Source organism: Streptomyces sp. R818, from assembly GCF_056172735.1.
Genome location: NZ_JAOCNE010000014.1, coordinates 223,606 through 242,242, shown reverse-complemented (window position 1 = coordinate 242,242; position 18,637 = coordinate 223,606). Strand labels below are relative to the sequence as shown.

The window sequence follows — 18,637 nt, the reverse complement described above, 5'->3', positions numbered from 1 at the left end:
GTCAGTGGCAGGGGAAGCCGAGCAGGTGGCGGGCGTCGTGCACCCACTCATGGACGTCCGCGCCGCTGAACACGGAGGTGGCTCCCTGTTCGGCGCCGACGAAGTACAGAAGAACCAGCATCAGGACACCGAAGAACACGGCCCACGGGGCTATGTCCTTCAGGGGGAGCTTGGCCGGTATGACAGGGGTGGTGGCGGTCGGCTGGGCGACGTGCTGCGCCATGGCAGGGCCTCCTCGGGAGTTCGCGTCCCATCTCGGTGGTGCACAGGGACGACAGCCACGGGTCTGACTCACGGGACACAGATGCTGTCCCGTATCACAGTGGCGCGACCGTGCCGGGTTCTCACCGGCTTCCGTCGACCGTCGTCGATAACGAAGAGACGGTATCGCCTGTCGCGTTCATGGCCAAGACCGGCAGAACCACCACGTTCGGCGGCGAGGTCGATGCCGGCGACACGATCGTCCTGGATCGGGGCTCCCGACCCCGATCCGACCCGATTCCCTGGTTTGCCTTGTCATTACGTACGATCACCGGGTCAAAGCCGCGGCAGGAGCCAGGAAGCCGGTGTGAGTCCGGCACGGTCCCGCCACTGTGACCGCGCGCGTCTCGAAGGGCGTACGCGGAAGTCAGGTCACTGACCTGTCGCGGGCCCGATCCGAGGAGCGCGGACTCCGCAGGAGGCTTCCCATGCACGACGGTCACCACCGTTCCCTTTTCTCGTTCTCCCCGTCGGCCGCGGCCGCACGCGGGCGGCGTCCGGCGCGTCTCGCCGCGGCTGCCACCGCGCTGTCGGCGATCCTGCTGACAGCAGGGTGCAGCTCATCGGGCACGTCCGCCGACTCCCCGAAAGCCGGGGCCTCGGCGGCGAAGGGCTTCCCCGTCACCGTCGACAACTGCGGTGTCAAGACGACGTACACGAAGCCGCCGTCCCGCGCGGTGACGATCCACCAGCACCCGGCCGAACTGATGCTCTCGCTGGGCCTCAAGGACCGGATGGTCGGCACCTCGTATCCCGACTCGGCGGTTCTGCCCGCTCTGCGCAAGGACTTCGCGTCGATCCCGCAGCTGTCGAAGGAGGCACCGTCGTTCGAGAAGGTCCTGGACACCGATCCCGACTTCGTCTACGGCGGGTACGCCAGCGCGTTCGCGGAGAAGGAGGGACGCTCGCGCAAGGCGTTCCAGGACGCGGGCATCGACACCTACCTCAACCGGGAGAACTGCGCCGGGAAGAAGGGGGTGACCATGCAGGACACGTATACCGAGATACGCACGATCGGCAAGATCTTCGGCGTCTCCGACCGCGCGTCCGCCCTCGTCTCCAAGCTGCGCGGCCGCGTCGACAAGGCGAGCAAGGCCGTGCGGGACGCGGACGACGTCTCCGTGTTCGTCTACGACAGCGGCGACAAGTCCGCCTTCACCGCGGGCGGCAAGGGCCTGGGCAATGAACTGATCAAACTGGCGGGCGGCAAGAACGTCTTCGCCGACCTGGACGACGTGTTCGGCGACGTCTCCTGGGAACAGGTCGTGGACCGCAAGCCCGACGTCATCGCCATCTACGACTACGCGGGCACCAGCGTCGCGCAGAAGAAGAAGTTCCTGCTCTCCCAGCCCGCACTCGCCGACGTGCCCGCGATCAAGAACAAGCGTTTCGTGGTGCTGCCGCTGACCGACACCCTGGTCGGCGTCCGGTCGGCGGACGCGGTGGGCGACCTGGCGCGCGGGCTGCACCCGGACAGCTTCAAGTGACCGCTCCGGCTGTCGCGAAGGCCAGGAGTTCCGCCGCGGTGAAGGCGGGCCGCCGGGGTTCGTTCGTCCTCACCCTGGTGGTACTCGGCGTGCTCCTGCTCGCCTCCCTGACCGCCGGGCTCGCTCTCGGCTCGGTGCACGTGCCGCCCGCCCAGGTGTGGGGCATCGTGACGCACGCGCTCGGCGTCGACTGGTCGGAGCCGACCTGGACGCGGGCGCGGGAGACGATCGTCCTCGATGTGCGCGGGCCCCGCGTCCTGCTCGGCGCGGTCACCGGCGCCGGCCTCGCCGTCGTCGGTACGGCGTTGCAGGCACTGGTCCGCAACCCGCTCGCCGAGCCGTACCTGCTCGGGGTGTCCTCCGGCGCCTCACTCGGCGCGGTCGCGGTGATCGTGTTCGGGGTGAGCCTGTTCGGGGCGGTGTCCCTGTCGGCGGCCGCTTTCGCCGGAGCGCTGGGGGCGCTCGTACTCGTCTACGCCGCCGCCCGCACCGGCGGCCGCATCACCTCCCTGCGGCTGATCCTGGCCGGGGTCGCGGTGGCGTCGGTGCTCAGCGCCCTGTTGAACCTCCTGCTCCTGACCACGGACAACGGCAACGAGGCGCGCACCGTCCTCGCCTGGACGCTGGGCGGTCTGGGCGGTGTGTCCTGGGGGTCGCTGTGGCTGCCGGGGCTGGCCCTGCTGCTCGGCATCGCCGTCCTCATGGTGCAGGCCCCGAACCTGAACCTGCTGCTCGCCGGGGAAGAGGCCGCCGCCACTCTCGGCCTGGACGTCGCACGGTTCCGGGCCCGGATGTTCGTACTCGTCTCGCTGGTCACCGGAGTGCTGGTGGCCGCGGCCGGACCGATCGGCTTCGTCGGCCTGATGCTGCCGCACATCGTGCGCCTGCTCGTCGGCGGCGACCACCGGCGCATCCTGCCGGCCGCCGCACTCGGGGGCGCCTCCTTCCTGGTTCTCGCGGACATCGCGGCGCGGACCGTGGCGGCGCCGGAGGAGATCCCGGTCGGCGTTCTCACCGCCCTGTGCGGAGGCCCGTTCTTCCTGTGGCTGATGCGGCGCGACGCGCGCAAGCAGGCGGGAGGCGCGGCATGACGGCGGCGGCCGAACTCCACGTCGAGGGCGTCACGCTGACGGCCGGCGCCCGGCACCTGGTCCACGACGTCTCGCTCACGGCCCGCCCTGGCGAGACGATCGGCCTCGTCGGACCGAACGGCAGTGGCAAGTCCAGCCTGCTGCGCGCCGTCTACCGCGTCCTGCGGCCGGATGCCGGAGCGGTCCGGGTCGACGGCGAGGACGCCTGGTCCCTGCCCCCGCGCCGGCTGGCGCGCACGCTGGCCGCGGTGGTGCAGGACGCTCCGTCCGGCCTCGACCTGAGCGTGCGTGAGGTCGTCGCGATGGGCCGGACCCCGCACAAGCGGCTCCTGTCGGGCGACACGACACAGGACGCCGAGCTGATCGAGGCGGCGCTCGCCGCGGTCGACGCCGTCCCGCTGACCGACCGCCCCTTCGACCGGCTCTCCGGTGGTGAGCGCCAGCGGGTGCTCATCGCCCGCGCTCTGGCCCAGGAGCCGTCGCTGCTCGTCCTGGACGAACCGACCAACCACCTCGACATCCGGCACCAGTTGGAGATCCTGACCGTACTGCGCCGGCTGCCCGCGACGGTTCTTGTCGCTCTGCACGACCTCAACCTGGCCGCGTACTACTGCGATCGCCTGTACGTGCTGCGCGACGGCGGTGTCGTCGCGTCCGGGCCGCCGCACGAGGTGCTCACCGCGCGCCTGCTCGCGGAGGTCTACGAGGTGACCGCCGAAGTCGCGGTGCACCCCCGCACGGGCCGTCCCCAGGTGACGTTCCTGCCTGCGGACGTGCCGGTGCCCGACGAAGGCCCCTGACGGGTCACCGGTTCAGGCAGCAGTCGCCGCACTTCGAGCCGTTCGGCGCCCGGTAGTACAGGCAGCAGCTGCGGCGGCGGAAGGTCAGCTCGGGGCCGGTGATCCAGCCGGTCCCGCGCAGCCGTCCCGTCTCCAGGAGTTCCCGTGTCAGCTCGGTGAGCGGCACCCGCAGGCCGGGCCGGGACCTCAGCAACTGCGCCGCCGAACCGACCAGCGCGGAAGCGGAGTTCCCGGCGAGCAGCCGCGGCGCCATCTTGCCGGGCAGGTGGCTCTCCACGTGCTGAAGGACGCCGTCGGCCTGGGCGCGCACGGCGTCGGCGAGCGCCGACGCCGACCCCGGGGCGCGGCTGCCCCGAGGTCCGGGCAGCCGCAGGGCCGAGCTGTCCCCGGCCCATTCCACGGTGGTCATCACCGGTACCACCCCGTGCACGAGGGCACAGGTGAGGACCGGCGACCACAGGCGGGCCGCGAGTCCGAGGTGGGCGATGGAGACGCCGATACGGGCTTCAGCGGTGCCGTAGCGTTCGTTGACGGTCCTGGCCCGCGCGGCGAACTCCTCCCGGGTGAGCCGCTCTTGACATGCCGCGCGCCCCGGGACCGTGTCGAGGGCGAAGAAACCGCCCAGTTGTGCGACGTCGCGCAGCGCCTCGACGACGTCGCCCGCCGGCACTTCGTCCGCCGCCCCCAGACCTCTGGTCATTCCGGTCATGAGGTCGCTGTGCCAGCGCGGCGCGGCGGGTCGATCAGATAGAGGTCGAGGATCTCGGGCCGGGGCGCGACACCCGGACCACCGGCCCGCACCCAGCCCCCTATGTCCTCGGTGGCAGCCGGGTCGTTGACCAACCCGAGCCAGACCGGGCGAGCGCCTGCCGCGCGCCCTGCCGCCGACGGCTGCACCACGACGACGTTGGCCTGTTCGCACACGTCAAGACACTCGGAGATCCGCACCGGGGCGATCTCCCGCAGACGCGCCGTCTGCGCCGCGTGATCCCCTTGAACCTTGGCGGTGCCGCAGCAGCAGTCGCGGCACACCACCACCCGGCACGGGACCGCCCGCACCGCCCGCTCCACTGTCGCCTCGATCTCGTCGGCGAACCGCTCAGGCATGCCGCATCCTTCCTCTTGCCGGGGAAGTCCGCCCCGGGGGTGTGTCGAGGAGGCGACAGCGTGAGTCTCCTGGCTCTCGGGTCTCTGCTCGTCCCAGCCTTCCCACCTCTCACAAGGCAGTGGCTCATGGGGATCCGCTCGCCGATCACAGTGGCGGTACCGCACCGGATTCACACCGGATTTCCTCGGGGCGCCGTCGCCCGTGTCCGCGGTCCATCGTTTCACCCCGCTTACAGGGGACGGGAGGCGCGGTGTCGTGCGGGATGCCTCGGTCCCAGTAGCGCGGTGTGGCCGGCCCCGCCTGGCGTGGGGTGGGTGGCGGCCGTCCAGCCGGCCCGTTCGTAGAAGCGGAGGGTGTCGGTGGCGCGGGCCGAGGTGAGCAGCCAGCAGCGGCCGTCCGCGCGGTCGGCGGTCACCGCGTCCAGCAGGCGCACGCCGGTACCGCTGCCGCGGGCCCGGGCGGCGACGGCGAGTTCGTCGACCTCGCGGGAACCGCACAGCCACTCCTGCGTCCGTTCTGCGCCGAGGGCGACCGCGACCTGCGGATAACAGCGCTCCGCGGGAAAGGGCCGAGGCGTGGTCCAGGCCGTGGCCCAGCCGAACACCGTCTCGCCTTCCAGGGCCACGGCCGCGGTGAACCCGGGGCGCAGCACGTCGGTCTCCAATCGTTCCACGTAGGCGTCGGCCTGCGCGGGGGCTTCGTTCCAGGGTGGCCGCCCGAAGGCATCGGCGTACACGTCCCGCACGCCCTGCGCGTACGACAACAGCCGCCGTCCGAGGACGACGCGCACGACGAGGCTCATCACGCGGCCCGGGTCGCGGAGCCGGAGAGCGGGACGAGGGAGGCGTACTCCAGGGGTGCGGACGGGTCGATGGAGACGTCGAGCGGGGCGGGCTGTGCGCCGGAGCGCACGAGCAGGTCGCCGACTGCCGCGATCATCGCGCCGTTGTCCGTGCACAACGTCATCGGCGGCACCCGCAGTTCGATGCCCGCGGCGGCGCAGCGTTGCTCGGCCAGCTCCCTGACCCGGGAGTTGGCGGCCACGCCACCGACGACGATCAGGGTCTTCACGTCGTGGTCGCGGCAGGCGCGCAGGGCCTTGCGGGTCAAGACGTCGGCGACGGCTTCCTGAAGGGCGGCGGCCCCGTCGGCGACCGGCGGCTCCTCGCCGTGCTTGCGGTACTGCTCGGCCCAGCGGGCCGCGGCCGTCTTCAGTCCGGAGAAGGAGAAGGCGTACGGGTCGTCGCCGGGGCGGGTCAGCGGGCGCGGGAAGGTGACGGCGCCGGGGTCGCCGGCACGGGCTGCGCGGTCGATGGCCGGACCGCCGGGATAGGGCAGTCCGAGGATGCGGGCCACCTTGTCGAAGCACTCGCCGGCCGCGTCGTCCAGCGTGTCGCCCAGGTGCAGGATCGGCTCGCGCACCAGGTCCCTCACGAGCAGCAGCGAGGTGTGGCCGCCGGAGACGATCAGGACGACGCACGGCTGGGGCAGCGGACCGTGTTCGAGGATGTCGGCGGCGACGTGGCCGGCCAGGTGGTGCACCCCGTACAGCGGCACGCCCGCCGCGTAGGCCAGGGTCTTCGCGCCGGCCAGGCCGACCTGGAGAGCGCCCGACAGGCCGGGGCCGGTGGTGACGGCGACGGCGTCTATCTGCCCGAGCCGCAGCCCGGCCTCGGCCAGGGCCTGCCGCACGACCGGCGCAAAGGCTTGCAGGTGGGCGCGGGAGGCGATCTCGGGCACCACGCCGCCGAAGCGTGCGTGCTCGTCCATGCTCGACGCGACCACGTGGGCCAGCAGCTTTCCGCCTTGCACCACGCCCGCGCCGGTCTCGTCGCACGACGACTCGATCCCCAGCACCACCGGTCCGCCCACCACGACCTCATTTCGCTCTGCTGCACATCAACCGTAGTTGCAATATATGTGCAATAAGGTCACCCGCGGTACGAGCCACGACCCGGCCCTGTTGACCGCGCAGGTCGACGCCTGCCTGATCGCCTGCCGCCGCAGCCACGACGAATGCGCCCAGCACGCCCGCCACGATGAGCACTGTCGGCTGTGTGCGCAGGCGACGTCTCAAGCCATCGGTGCCTGCGAGGACGTGCTCCACGCACTGCGTGGAGCCCCGGACACCGCGTGTTCAGCTGTCGTCCGCGGCCAGTGGCGCGAACCGCACCGGCGCTCGGAACCGCGCCTTGCGCGCCGCCCGCCGGAAGGTGGTCAGGACGGCGGGACCGGCCAGCAGGATGCACACGAAGTTCGTGACGGCGCGTCCCGTGTCCCACCCCAGCGACGTGGCCAGGTCGAAGGCGACGTAGCGGTGCCACTGCTCGGTGAAGGGCAGTCCGGGCAGGTAGGCGATCGAGCTGTTGGGGTCGAGCGAGAACGGCCAGAAGGAGAGGTTGAGAAGGAAGCCGAAGAGGTAGCCGGACAGCGAGCCGTAGAGCGCGAGCAGCAGGACCTCGCGGCGGCCGGTGGCGCGCGGCAGGAATCCGGCGAGCATGCCGACGAAGGCGCAGCCGAACATCTGGTACGGCATCCAGGGCCCGACCCCGCCGGTGATGAGCGCGGAGGCGAACAGCGACGTGCAGCCGAGCGTGAAGCCGAAGCCCGGTCCGTAGACGCGCCCGGCGAGGACGAGGACGAAGAAGACGGTTTCGATGCCTGCCGTTCCCGCGCCCAGCGGCCGCAGTGCGGCGTTCACGGCGGACAGGACGCCGAGCATGGCGAGCGCCTTGGAGTCGATGCCGCCCTCGGCGATCTCCGACAGGACGACGCAGAGGACAAGGATCAGCAGGACACCGAAGATCAGCGGGGGCGCATAGCTCGCCCCGAAGGTTCCCGGTGCGACGACGAACGGCCAGAAGAACGCGACCACGCCCAGGAAGGCCGCCATGACGATGACCAGCCCGACGCGCGGCGAGAGCCGGATGGCGGCCGGCGTGGGCTTGTTGAGCAGTGACGTCGTCATGACCGATCACCCTCCTCGGCACTCCGGAGAGCCGCGCCGGCTTGGTCCACCGTGAGGAAGGGCAGCGGTGCGAGGATCTTCGCCGTCTGCGGTGCGAAGACGGGTGAGGCGACGATGACGTCGGCGGTCGGGCCGTCGGCGACGATGTCGCCCTCGGCCATCACCACGACCCGGTCGGCGGCCCGCGCGGCGAACTCGACGTCGTGGGTGGAGACGACGACGGTACGCCCCTCCACCGCCAACTCATCGACTATGCCGGTGAGTTGGGTCTTCGCTTGGTAGTCGAGGCCGCGGGTCGGCTCATCGAGGAGCAGGACCTTCGGGGCCGCGGTGAGCTGGATGGCCAGGACGAGGGCGAGCTTCTGCCCCTCGGAGAGGTCGCGGGGGTGGGTGGTGTCGGCGATGCCCGGTGCGAGGCGGTCTAGGAGCGTGCGGGCACTCTCCCCCGTCGCGGACTCGGTGTCGGCCTGGTCGAGTTCCTGCTTGACGCTCTCCAGGTAGAGGAGGTCCGACGGGGTCTGGGGGACGAGGCCGACGAGCTGCCTGGCGCGGGCAGGGGGCACGGTGTGCGGGTCGGCCGTGCGCGCACCGTCGGCCACCGCGACCGCCACCGTGCCGGAGCGGCGTGGGCCGGTGCCCTGAAGCGCCCACAGCAGGGAGGACTTACCCGATCCGTTGCGGCCCATGAGAGCGGTCACCTCCCCCGCACGGAGCCCGAGATCGATCTCGCGGACCGCCGGCACGCCCTGGTAGGTGACGGTCACCTGCCGTGCGGTGAGCAGCTCGGGCCGGTCGCGATCCGGGGCGGGCCGCACCGGCGCCGGTTCCTGCCCCGTCAGCCGGGCTCGCAGGGGCGCGGCCTTTCGGCGGGCGTCGCGGATCGAGAGGGGCAGTGGGTCCCAGCCCGCCACCCGGCCCAGTTCGACGATGGGCGGCGCGATCTTCGACGTACGGAGGATGTCGGCGGGTGCGCCGATACGGACGCGGCCGTCGCCCGGCAGGTGAAGGATGCGGTCTGCGTACTGCACGACGCGTTCCAGGCGGTGTTCAGCCATGAGGACGGTGACGCCGAGGTCGTGGACGAGGCGGGTGACGGCAGCGAGGACCTCTTCGGCTGCGGTCGGGTCGAGGGCCGAGGTCGGTTCGTCGAGGACCAGGACGCGGGGGTGGGCGGTGAGGACGGAGCCGATGGCGACGCGCTGTTGCTGACCGCCGGAGAGTTCGTGCAGCGCACGGTGGCGCAGGTCGGCGAGGCCCAGCAGGTCGAGGGTCTCCTCGACGCGTTTGCGCATGGTGGCGGGCGGGATCGCCAACTGCTCCATGGCGTAGGCGAGTTCCTCCTCCACCGTGTCGGTGACGAAGCCGTCGAGCGGGTCTTGGCCGACCATGCCGACGACGTCCGCGAGTTCGCGCGGCGGGTGGTGTGCGGTGTCGCGGCCGTCGACGGTGACGCGGCCGTGCAGGGTGCCGCCGGTGAAGTGCGGCACGAGGCCGTTCACCGCGCCGAGGAGGGTCGACTTGCCGACACCGGTGTGACCGACAACGAGGCACAACTCCCCTTCCTCGACCGTGATGTTCACGTCGCGAAGGGCGGGGCCCGGCGCGTCGTCGTACTCGATGGTGACCTGGTCGAAGGTGATCACGCGGTGGCGGCTTTCGGTTCGGTGCGTACGGGCGCGGTCGGCGGCGGAGCCAGGAACCCGGCTGCGCCCGCGAGCAGGATCGCCAGGGTCGGCACCAGCGGCAGACCGGGCCACGTCAGCGGATAGAAGGAGGGGTTGAGCTGGGCCGCGTCGTAACCGAGGTTGCCGAAGAGCAGGACGGCGGAGAGCACGCCGCTGCCCGCGACAAGCCACTCAGGCGTGCGCCACGGGTCGGGCCGGTACGTGGTGCGGGTGACCCGGCGACCGCCGAGGCGCAGCCCCGCGACGCACAGTCCCGCGCCGACCGCCATCGCGGGGAAGCCGAGGAAGGCGGGCGCGGTGGCGTCGAGGAGTCCGTACGCACCGGCGCACAGGCCGCACATACCGAGCAACATCAGGGCGCCCGTAATACGGCGGGAGCGGCGGGTGGCGGTGCCGGCACGTCCGTAGCCGCGGGAGTCCATGGCCGCAGCCAGGCGCAAGGACCGCTCCAGGGCGTCCTCCAGGACAGGCACGACGATGCCCCGCAGCGCCCTGAGTCCGCGCGTGCGTCCTGCTCTCAACTTCCTTGCGCGCACCACCCGTTGAACGCTCTGCACAAGCTGCGGAGCCACACTGATCGCAACCGTCACGGCGACGCCCAACTCGTACAGCGCTCCCGGCAGCACGCGCAGCGCCCGCTTCGGGTTGGCCAGGGTGTTGGCGGCGCCGATACAGCACAGCATGCAGGCCAGGCGGAGCCCGTCCGTGGCGGACGACAGGACCGCCTCCAGCGAGACCGGGCCACCGAGCTGAATTCCCGCGTACCAGTCCGGGGTGGGGATGTGCGGCAGGGCGAACAGGAAGTGGTCGTGCGGGGTGATGCCCGTGGCGAACACGGCACGGAAGACGACACGGATCGCCACGACGGTCAGCGCCAGGTACAGGTAGTACTTGAAGCCGCGCGCCCAGGGCGCTGTCGTGCGGCGGGCCGTGACGACGTAACCGAGGACGGCGAGCACGAGGAACAGCAGCAGCGGGTTGTTGGTGCGGCTGACCGCGGTGGCGAGCGCGAGGGCCCAGATCCACCAGGCCATCGGGTGCAGGGAGCGGGGCAGGCGGCGACCGCCTCGGTCCGGTGCGGATCCGGTCCGGGCGGCCGACGCCTCCACGGCAGTGCGGGCCATCGCCATCATTCGTGCGGTCTGCGGCGGGCGGAGTACACGGCGGCGCCGCCGATCAGTACGACGAGGCCGACGCCCAGGACGACTGGCAGCACGGAACCCGTGTCGTGCGGAGCGTCCGCCGTGGGCTCGGCATTGAGCACCGGCGTCTTCTTGCTCGCCGAAGCCGAGGGAGCCGCGTCCGCCGCACCTGACGGGCTCGCTGATTCCGGAGCCGATGAGGACGGACTGGTACTGGGCTCGGGCTTCTTGGACGCCTTCGGCTTCTTCGGTGCGTGCGAAGGCTCCACGGTCTCCTGCGTGGCGTTCCGCTCCGGGGCCGGTCCGGTGTTGACGTTCGGCGGCAGCTTGGGCGCCTTCGCCGTGGAGGCGGGCTGCCCGCCCCCGGTCGGCTTGGTGTTGTGGGCGCGCAGTTGGTCAGGCGTGACCTGCGGGCGGCCCTTCGTGCCCTCGATGTTGGTGCCGCCGAAGATCCACAGGTCGACGCTTCCCGGCTTGGGCTTGTAGAGCATGGCGCCGAGTTGGCTGTACTCCCAGTCGTTCTGTCCGGGGTTGGCATGCCAGTACGACCAGTACGCGGAGGCCGGCGGCGTGAGCACGCAGTCGTCCTGGGACGCGGGCGGAAACTGCTTGCCGCTCTTGTACCCGCTGAACCCGATGCGGCAGATGAACGCCGGGCCGTCGTGCCCCGTGCCGGTGGTGCGCCAGCCGCCCTGGTTCAGCAGCTCGTAGCCGGTCGTCGGGGTGGAGCCGCAGGCCCGGTAGACGGGCCCGCCCCAGTGGCTGAAGTCCACCGCGAGCACCGCGCCCGACGTGGTCGTGCACCGGCCCATGGCCAGCGGGTCGGCTGCCGCCGGCCCGGCACCGACACCGAGCCCCGCGGCGGCCAGTCCGAGCGCGGCCACCAGCCGGGCGACGACCGGCGTGAGACGCCCTGCCCTCATCGGTCCTCCCCGGTGGCAGCGCGTCGCCGGGCGACGACGACGGTGCGCCAGCCCACTGCGCTCAGGAGCAACGCCAGCGCGGCAAGTGCCGTGACCTGTAGGCCGGTTGAGGCGAGGGCACCGTCACCGCTGTTCGTGTCAGCGGCGTTCCCGCCGCTCGCTCCGGAGGTGTCACCGCCGGGCGTAAGGATCTGCGGGGCACCGTCACCGCCTCCGGTGCCGCCGTCGCTGGGCGTGGGCTGTGCCGACGTGCCGTCGAGGCTGCGGTCCAGTTTCCCGAAGGAGATTCCGGTGGCGCCACCCACCGCTTGGGTCGAGGCCCGCAGATCGGATCCGCGCTGCCCTTCCTTCGCGACGTTGAAGCCACCGTCCGAATTCTGCTGCGTAGCAAGGAACTTGAGAGCCTTGGAGATCTGGTCCTTGTACGTCGACTTGTCGAGGGAGAGGCCCTGCACGGCGAGCGCCGCCGAGTTCACGGAGTTGCCTGCCGCGCCCGGGAAGCCTCCGTCGGCAAGCTGCTTGGACGCGATCCACGCCAGCGCCTTGTCGACGGCCTGCTCCGCCTTGTCGCCGCCCACCAGGTCGAGGGCCATCGCGGCGATGGCGGTGGAGTCGACATCGGAGTCACCAGTCGCCGGAATCAGGCTGGGCCAGGCGCCGTTGTCCTTGTTCTGCAGGCTCTCCAGGTACGCGATCGGTTCCTCGGCGTTGTCCTTGTCCCCGGCGCGGACCTGCGCCATCACGGCGAGGGCCTGCGAGAAGACCGACGGGGCGTACGTGTAGGCGCCCTTGGCGGCGCAGGAACGGTCCGGCGCCTTGCTCTCAGCCGGGCACACCGCCTTGTCGAGGGCCGCGATCAGGTCGTGTCCGGCGAAGTCGCGCGGGTCACGGCCGACCGACTCGGCGAGCAGCGCGGTCTTGCCGATCGAGCCTCCGGCGGCGTACTCGGTGCCGACGCCCATCCAGTCGTTGACCGTACGGTCCTCGCCGTCCTTGCCGCTCTGGTCGAGGAAGTCGACGACGCCACGCAGTTTGGCGTTGTTCAGGCCGGTGGCGGCGAGCGCGTAGGCGCCGTCGATCGTCAGGCCGAAGTCGGCGCGGCCGGACCCGGCACCGGCCGGGTAGTACCGGCCCTGCTTGAGCTGAGCGGAACCGGTGAGGTAGGCGACGCCCTTCTTGAGGTCGGGACCGCCGGTGGGCGTCGGGTCGCCACTCGGGTCGTCGGTGGTCGGCGGGTCGGTGGGCTCGGTCTTCTCGGTGGTGAGTGTCGCCAGGTCGGTGCGGGCGCCCGCGAGGACGGCCACGGGCGTCGCGTACAGGGACGGGTCCGTGGCGTCCTGGTCGAACCCGAAGCCTCCGCCCTTGAGTTGGGTGCGCGACAGCCAGCCTTCGGCGGCGTCGGCGAGCCTGGTGTCGCCGAGTGCGCGCAGCGCCTGGGCCGCGTACGAGGTGGCGATGACGTCACCCGTGGTGGTCCCGGCGTAGGCGGGGAAGGCGCCGGTATCGAGCTGCGCCTTGGCGAGGTAGGCGCGGGCCTTGGTGACGGCGTCGTCGTGGCCGCCGGCCTGGTGCAGGACGAGCGCGATCAGACCGGTCGTCCCGGCGTCGCCCTCGCAGCGCTCGCCGGGCTGGATGAGGATGCTGGTGATCCCGCCGTCCTTGCACTGCACCTGGGTGAGCCGATCCACCGACGCGGCGTCCGGCTTGTCACCGGCACGCAGGATCGCGAGGACGGCACGGGCCTGCTCGTCGGAGTACGTGATGTTGCGGATGTCGCCCTTGGCGGTGCAGCCCTCGCCCGGGGCGCGCTCCGCGCACACGTTCCCGGTGAGGTCGGCGATCAGGTCGCGGCTGCCGAAGGCGTGCGGATCGCCCTCGGTCGACGCGGCGAGCAGCGCGAGACGGGCCACGGCCGCCGTGTCGGGAGCCTGGTCCTTGCCGTTCGGCAAGACGTAGTCGTCGACATGACCAGCCAAGAAGGACGTGACCTTGTCGACGGTGTCGCTCTTGCCGTAGGCGGCGGCCAGGGCGTACGCGGTCTCGGTCGTGAGCAGGTAGTTCGGGGTCTCGGCGCCGTCGTCGACGATGCGCTCGCCGTCCGTCAGGCCGCCCTTGAGCCAGGCTCCGGCCGCGGCCACGTCGACCGTGCCCGGTGCGCCCGTCGGCCCCGTGCTCGGGTCGGGGCTCGAACCGCCTCCGGCGCGTACGTCGTCGGGGCTGAAGGCGGGCCTGCCGGTGGTGCCGCCGATGTCGGTGCCCCCGTAGATCCAGGCGTCGACGTCGCCGTCCTTGAGCCTGCGGTCCATGGCGCCGTACTGGCTGTAGGACCAGTCGTCCTGCCCGGCCGAGGCGACCCAGTACGACCAGTACGCGGTGGCGGGCGGGGTCAGCTTGCAGGCTTCCGTGGCCGACGTCGGGTACTGGGTACCGGAGTTGAAGGAGCCGAAGCCGATGCGGCAGATGAAGGCAGGGCCGTCGTGTTCGGTGCCGGCAGTGGTGAAGCCACCCTCGTGCAGAAGCTCGTAGCCCGTGGTGGGGCTGGTGTCGCAGCCCCGCTCGACCTTGCCGCCGAAGGGGCCGAAGTCGACGGCGACGACAGCACCCTTGGTGGCGGTGCAGTCACCGATCGGGGAGGCTGCGGCGGGCGGGGCCGCCGAGAGGAACGCGATGCAGGCCGCGGCCAGGACGGCCAGTGCACAGAATGCCGCCGCGAACGCTCCGAACCGTCTTCGTGCACGGACATCCGTGCGTTCCATGGTCCTCACCACGGCCCCCTCGGTGTGTGGCCGAGGCAGGGGTACGTACACGTGGCAGAGGCCCCGCACACGGATCTCCTGAGGAGCCGGTCGGCGGAGCTGGTCGCACCACGCCGTAATCCGCGACGGCGTCTGTTGCTGTGGAACACGCTCCAGGCATTCCGGCTCGCCCGACCAAGATCGGGCCTACGGTTGCGGGTCAGCGCCGGACTTCGACCGGCTTCCCCTGGAACTTCCTTGCATATCAGCCGGATTGGAACACGCGTTCACAGAATCCGTCAAGGGTGTTCACAGAGTGACGCGCGCGACCTTCGGGGGGCGCTGTGGCGGGGATCGGCCGACCTCGGGTACTGTCCCGCTCTGCCGAGTGGGGGAACCCGGTGAGAGTCCGGGGCTGACGCGCAGCGGTGTGGGGGCGGTGACCGTCCCTGAGCCCGAATGCCCAAGCGGCACAGGCTAGTTGGAAGTCGGTCCACGCGTCCCGGACGGCGGCCACACCCGTGTGCGCCCCCTGAGCAGGGACCCTCCGGGCCGGTCGGCGTCCCTCATCTCTGGAGCACGCCATGCCCCGTCCCGCTCTCGTCCGCCGCGCCGCGTTCACCGCGGCGGCCGCCCTCGGCGCCTTCGCCCTGACCACGCTGCCCGCGGCGGCGACCGCCACTCCGGCGCAGATCGCCACGTCCAAGACGAACGGCGTCACCTACCTCAAGTCCCTTCAGGCGGCGGACGGTTCGTACGCCGGCTCGGGCCTGTCCAACGAGTGGGCCTTCAGCGCGCTCGCCTCGGCGGGCACCGCCGCGGTCGACGTCACCCCGGGCGGCGACACCACCAAGAACGCGAGAACGGTCTACAGAAACCTCCTCGCCACCAGTGCCTGGCCGTCTTCCTCCCCCGTCGTCACCGACTACGAACGCGCCACGCTCAACGCCAACGCGGCCGGCATCGACCCGGCCCGCGTGTCGGCCTCCCGCAACCTCGTCGCCGACATCTACCGCTACTGGCAGACCGCCGAGCCCGGCTACTTCGGCCCCTCGGCGAACTTCAACGGCACCGTCTTCGCCGCCCTCGCCCTGAACGGCGCCAAGACCACCACCGGCCAGATACGCGTCCCGCAGGCCCTGCGCGACGCGATGATCACCCGGATCCGCGCCAACCAGCACGACGACGGCGGCTGGAACTACAGCAAGGCCGAGGGCGACGCCGGTCAGCTCGGCACGGCCAGCGACATCGACATGACAGGAGCGGCGATGGCCGCCCTGTGCGTCTCCGGCGTCCCGAACACGGACCCCGACATCACCCAGGCCAAGACCTTCCTCAAGGGCAAGCTGGTCGCCACCACCGGTGCCTTCGACGCCATGTTCGGCGTGAACACCGACTCCAACGGCTGGGCCGTCTCCGGCCTCAACGCCTGCGGCATCAACCCCCAGACCGGCGACTTCCTCACGGCGCGCGGCAAGACCCCGGTCGACTTCCTGATCAGCCAGCAGTTCAACCCGGGCGGCGGCTTCAAGTACCTGCCGAGCGACACCTCCCCGCAGGCGTACGCGTCGATCGACGGCCTGCGGGCGGTGGCCGGCGGCGGATTCACTGCGACCCCGCCGGCCCCGGTCACCTCCGGCGCCCCGCAGTGGGTCGCCCAGTCGAGCCTGACCTCGGGCACGAAAAGCACCTTCGCCGTGACGGTCGACGACGGCTCCGGCACCCTGAAGGTCTGCTCGGTTCCCGTCACCGCGACCGGCTCCACGACCACGCTCGGCGCAGTGCTGGACGCGGCAGCCTCCTCGGCCACCCCGTCCGGCTGCGTCAGCGGTGTCACCCCGTCCTCCGGAACCGGCCAGATCACCTCCCTCAACGGCAAGGCCAACAGCGGATCCAACACCTGGAAGGTCAGCGTCGACGGTTCGTCATTCGCGACGGCCGCCCGTAACAAGACCATCGGGGTGGGTGACACGATCGCGCTTCGCTGGGGTGCCTGACCGTTCGAAGTGGTGGGGTCGGCCCGGCTCGGCTGGCCCCACCAGATCCAGCAGCTCACGTAGTTCCCGACGACCCTTCATGATCAGGTCGTACGCCGCCACCGGGTCCGTGTCCGACGGTAGTTGAACGTCCCCGAGAACGTCCGTGACCGAGTACGGCGTGCGCAGCCATCGATACAGCGCAAGCCAGTCCTCCCTGCGGTCGTCCGAGATGCCCTTGTCCCATGGCCGTGACTCTGCTGGTGATGTTGGCGGGGGTCACGGGCTGGGTCGACGGGGTGCTTTGCTGGGAAGAGCGCGGGGCGGTGTCGGTGGTGGAGGTGGTCGCGGTGTCGCTGCGGCCGGAAAGTCATCAGCGGATCCCGGCAAGGACGTTGAGGACAGCACGGGCGGCGTGCCCGAAGGGCACCCCGGCGATGCTCATCCGGGACCGGCTCGATGTCCTGTTCGAGGACGACGAGTTCGCCGCACTGTATCCCGACGAGGGCAGGCCGGGACTGTCGCCCGGACAGCTCGCACTGGTATCGGTGCTGCAGTTCGCGGAGAACCTGTCCGATCGCGCGGCGGCCGACGCGGTCCGCACCAGGATCGACTGGAAGTACGCGATCGGCCTTGAACTGGAGGATCCTGGCTTCGACCACTCGGTGTTGTGCGAGTTCAGGGTCCGACTGGCCGAACAGGACGGCGTCGCCGACCAGTTGCTGCAACTGATGCTGGATTGCCTGGTGGAGGCCGGCCTGCTCAAGGCCGGAGGCCGGCAGCGTACCGACGCCACCCATGTGCCGACCGCGGTGCGGACAATCGAGCCCGAGTGGGCCAAGCGGTACGGACACCGGGTGGAGATCGGCAAGCTGCCGGGCGGGAAAGCGGCTGTGACCGCCCGGGCCGAGGAGTTCGGCCGGGACGGACAGAAGATCCTCACCGCCGCCTGGGCTTCCTGCACCCCACCCCGCCTGCGGCTTCTTCGTCAGGTGGAGATCCTGCGCCAGGTCTGGGTCCACCACTACTCCTGGGACATGGACGGAGTGCTGCGCTGGCGGGACGGCCACGCCCTCGGGACCCCGCCTGGAGCGGATACCGGACGCATTTCACGGAAACCTGCGACGAGGTACGCCCTGAGCTGGTGGTCCATGTCGCCACCACCATCTCCACCGTCCAGGACATCGAACTGACCGACACCAGCCACGACGACCTCGCCGAGCGGCACCTGCCGCCCGCCGAGCACGTGGTCGATTCCGGCTACATCTCACCGGCCCGTATCGCGCGGGCTCAGCGCGTACACGGCATCACCCTCCTCGGCCCGGTCGCCGCCGACCGCAGCGCCCAGGCCAAGGCCGGTGCCGGCTTCGGCAAGGCGGCCTTCACCATCGACTGGGACAACGAGCAGGCGATCTGCCCGCGCGGGGCCACGAGCGTGTCCTGGACCAAGCTGAACATCAAGGACCACACCTATCTGCAAGCCCGGTTCGCCGAAGCAGACTGCCGAGCCTGCCCAGACCGCGCACAGTGCACCACGTCAGCCACCGGCCCCCGCTCCATCGCCGTGCTGCCCCGGTCGCTGCACGAGATCCAGAGACGCAACCGGCTCGACCAGCGCACCGAACAATGGCGGCGCCGCTATGCGATCCGCGCCGGCATCGAGGCCACCCTCTCGCGGAACGTCCGAGCCCACGGCCTGCGCCGCTCCCGCTACCGAGAACTCGCCAGAACCCACGTCCAACACGTCCTCACCGCGATGGCCTGCAACGTCACCCGGATCTCCGACTGGGCGACCGGCACCCCCAGAACCCGCCGCCGCACCACGCGCTTTCACGCACTGTGAGCAGCCGCCGCATGACCCCTGAGGAACCCGCCAACATCACCAGCAGAGTCATGTAAGTGCAATAAGGCGATGACGGCAGGTCTCCTGTTCCGTACGACAGAACTGGAGGCCCGTCCGTGCCCACCATCACGGTCATCGACAGCAGCCGAACACTTGCGACGCCGATCAACGTGCTCGCCGTTGCCCCGGAGTCACCCTTCACCGGCAGGTACGGCAAAGGCTCCCGTGGGCCACGCGCCCACGGGAGCCTTTGCCGTACGCCCCGACGGCGCCCACGCGCTGGCCGAAGTCGTCGGTGATGACGATGCGCTTGTCCTCCGGTGCTGCGGGGTCGACGAACAGCTGCGGGCAGCCGCAGTCGCACTTCCCGCAGAAGGCGGCTACCTCTTGGAAGCCCGTCAGATCGGTCGTGTCCCTGCTCCCTTCGGACGGTTGTGCACGTGGTGCTGCTGGCATACCCGGCGGTGGCACACCGGACGCGATCGCGGGACGAGCCACCGAGGCACACTCACGGCGGCCGCCGCTCCAGCGGGCCCGCGATGCATCCGGAACTGTGAGTCGTCCGGGAACCGCAAGCGGTCCGCGGACGACTCACTGAAAGAAAGGCGCGCTGCGCCT

At 71.0% G+C, this 18,637-nt stretch carries 16 protein-coding genes, 2 pseudogenes and 5 riboswitches; of the genes and pseudogenes, 7 read left to right on the top strand and 11 right to left on the bottom strand.

Annotation, left to right across the window (positions count from 1 at the left end; all coding sequences use genetic code 11):
* Position 1 precedes the first annotated feature (1 nt).
* Positions 2 to 223: a CbtB domain-containing protein gene (locus N5I75_RS32650; protein WP_476683573.1), complete on the bottom strand. Its 222-nt coding sequence runs from the start codon at positions 221 to 223 to the stop codon at positions 2 to 4.
* A 37-nt stretch (positions 224 to 260) separates the two neighbouring features.
* Positions 261 to 410: riboswitch (cobalamin riboswitch) on the bottom strand.
* A 107-nt stretch (positions 411 to 517) separates the two neighbouring features.
* Positions 518 to 659, top strand: a riboswitch (cobalamin riboswitch).
* Positions 660 to 689: 30 nt separating this feature from the next.
* Here N5I75_RS32650 and N5I75_RS32645 point away from each other — a divergent pair.
* Genes N5I75_RS32645 through N5I75_RS32635 form a run of 3 tightly spaced genes read left to right on the top strand, consistent with a single transcriptional unit; the run spans position 690 to position 3,639 of the window.
* Positions 690 to 1,748, top strand: a complete 1,059-nt coding sequence (locus N5I75_RS32645) for an ABC transporter substrate-binding protein (protein WP_476683571.1) — start codon at positions 690 to 692, stop codon at positions 1,746 to 1,748.
* Positions 1,745 to 2,839: a FecCD family ABC transporter permease gene (locus tag N5I75_RS32640; protein WP_476683569.1), complete on the top strand. Its 1,095-nt coding sequence runs from the start codon at positions 1,745 to 1,747 to the stop codon at positions 2,837 to 2,839. Before N5I75_RS32645 ends, N5I75_RS32640 begins: the two co-directional genes overlap by 4 nt.
* A complete protein-coding gene (locus N5I75_RS32635; protein WP_476683567.1) occupies positions 2,836 to 3,639 on the top strand; it encodes an ABC transporter ATP-binding protein in 804 nt (267 codons plus the stop codon). The genes N5I75_RS32640 and N5I75_RS32635 overlap by 4 nt, the downstream gene beginning before the upstream one ends.
* Before the next feature lie 4 nt (positions 3,640 to 3,643).
* On the opposite strand, the gene N5I75_RS32630 is transcribed toward N5I75_RS32635, so the two are convergent.
* The 4 genes from N5I75_RS32630 to tsaD all read right to left on the bottom strand — a co-directional run bounded on the left by N5I75_RS32630 (position 3,644) and on the right by tsaD (position 6,619).
* Entirely contained in the window at positions 3,644 to 4,339 is a 696-nt protein-coding gene (locus tag N5I75_RS32630) for a (2Fe-2S)-binding protein (protein WP_476683565.1), read from the bottom strand.
* Between the two features lie 5 nt (positions 4,340 to 4,344).
* The gene (locus tag N5I75_RS32625) at positions 4,345 to 4,746 is read right to left on the bottom strand and encodes a (2Fe-2S) ferredoxin domain-containing protein (protein ID WP_476683563.1); all 402 of its coding nucleotides are present in this window, start codon (positions 4,744 to 4,746) and stop codon (positions 4,345 to 4,347) included.
* A gap of 62 nt (positions 4,747 to 4,808) precedes the next feature.
* A riboswitch (cobalamin riboswitch) is annotated at positions 4,809 to 4,933 on the bottom strand.
* A 43-nt stretch (positions 4,934 to 4,976) separates the two neighbouring features.
* Positions 4,977 to 5,549, bottom strand: coding sequence for an N-acetyltransferase family protein (locus N5I75_RS32620; RefSeq protein ID WP_476684852.1), 573 nt, complete (start codon positions 5,547 to 5,549; stop codon positions 4,977 to 4,979).
* On the bottom strand, positions 5,549 to 6,619 hold the full coding sequence (tsaD, locus tag N5I75_RS32615; protein ID WP_476683561.1) for a tRNA (adenosine(37)-N6)-threonylcarbamoyltransferase complex transferase subunit TsaD: 1,071 nt from the start codon (positions 6,617 to 6,619) through the stop codon (positions 5,549 to 5,551). Before tsaD ends, N5I75_RS32620 begins: the two co-directional genes overlap by 1 nt.
* Before the next feature lie 46 nt (positions 6,620 to 6,665).
* Between tsaD and N5I75_RS32610 the strand changes: the two are divergent.
* Positions 6,666 to 6,839 (top strand): annotated as a pseudogene (locus N5I75_RS32610) (four-helix bundle copper-binding protein); the annotation flags it as partial.
* Positions 6,840 to 6,884: 45 nt separating this feature from the next.
* Here N5I75_RS32610 and N5I75_RS32605 read toward each other — a convergent pair.
* Genes N5I75_RS32605 through N5I75_RS32585 form a run of 5 tightly spaced genes read right to left on the bottom strand, consistent with a single transcriptional unit; the run spans position 6,885 to position 14,221 of the window.
* Entirely contained in the window at positions 6,885 to 7,715 is an 831-nt protein-coding gene (locus tag N5I75_RS32605; RefSeq protein ID WP_476683559.1) for an ECF transporter S component family protein, read from the bottom strand.
* Positions 7,712 to 9,358, bottom strand: a complete 1,647-nt coding sequence (locus N5I75_RS32600) for an ABC transporter ATP-binding protein (RefSeq protein WP_476683557.1) — start codon at positions 9,356 to 9,358, stop codon at positions 7,712 to 7,714. Before N5I75_RS32600 ends, N5I75_RS32605 begins: the two co-directional genes overlap by 4 nt.
* The gene (locus tag N5I75_RS32595) at positions 9,355 to 10,524 is read right to left on the bottom strand and encodes an energy-coupling factor transporter transmembrane component T (protein ID WP_476683555.1); all 1,170 of its coding nucleotides are present in this window, start codon (positions 10,522 to 10,524) and stop codon (positions 9,355 to 9,357) included. Before N5I75_RS32595 ends, N5I75_RS32600 begins: the two co-directional genes overlap by 4 nt.
* Positions 10,525 to 10,529: 5 nt before the next feature.
* Positions 10,530 to 11,465, bottom strand: a complete 936-nt coding sequence (locus N5I75_RS32590) for a hypothetical protein (protein ID WP_476683553.1) — start codon at positions 11,463 to 11,465, stop codon at positions 10,530 to 10,532.
* A complete protein-coding gene (locus N5I75_RS32585) occupies positions 11,462 to 14,221 on the bottom strand; it encodes a prenyltransferase/squalene oxidase repeat-containing protein (protein ID WP_476683551.1) in 2,760 nt (919 codons plus the stop codon). The genes N5I75_RS32590 and N5I75_RS32585 overlap by 4 nt, the downstream gene beginning before the upstream one ends.
* A gap of 131 nt (positions 14,222 to 14,352) precedes the next feature.
* Positions 14,353 to 14,501, bottom strand: a riboswitch (cobalamin riboswitch).
* Between the two features lie 62 nt (positions 14,502 to 14,563).
* A riboswitch (cobalamin riboswitch) is annotated at positions 14,564 to 14,683 on the top strand.
* A gap of 101 nt (positions 14,684 to 14,784) precedes the next feature.
* On the opposite strand from N5I75_RS32585, the gene N5I75_RS32580 reads away from it, so the two are divergent.
* From N5I75_RS32580 to N5I75_RS32570, 3 genes are all read left to right on the top strand, one after another.
* On the top strand, positions 14,785 to 16,197 hold the full coding sequence (locus N5I75_RS32580; RefSeq protein ID WP_476683549.1) for a prenyltransferase/squalene oxidase repeat-containing protein: 1,413 nt from the start codon (positions 14,785 to 14,787) through the stop codon (positions 16,195 to 16,197).
* A 224-nt stretch (positions 16,198 to 16,421) separates the two neighbouring features.
* On the top strand, positions 16,422 to 17,369 hold the full coding sequence (locus N5I75_RS32575) for a transposase (protein WP_476683547.1): 948 nt from the start codon (positions 16,422 to 16,424) through the stop codon (positions 17,367 to 17,369).
* Complete coding sequence (locus N5I75_RS32570) at positions 17,321 to 18,019, top strand: transposase (protein ID WP_476683545.1); 699 nt, start codon at positions 17,321 to 17,323, stop codon at positions 18,017 to 18,019. Before N5I75_RS32575 ends, N5I75_RS32570 begins: the two co-directional genes overlap by 49 nt.
* A 273-nt stretch (positions 18,020 to 18,292) precedes the next feature.
* Here N5I75_RS32570 and N5I75_RS32565 read toward each other — a convergent pair.
* Positions 18,293 to 18,475, bottom strand: a pseudogene (locus N5I75_RS32565) (hypothetical protein); the annotation flags it as partial.
* Positions 18,476 to 18,637: the final 162 nt, after the last annotated feature.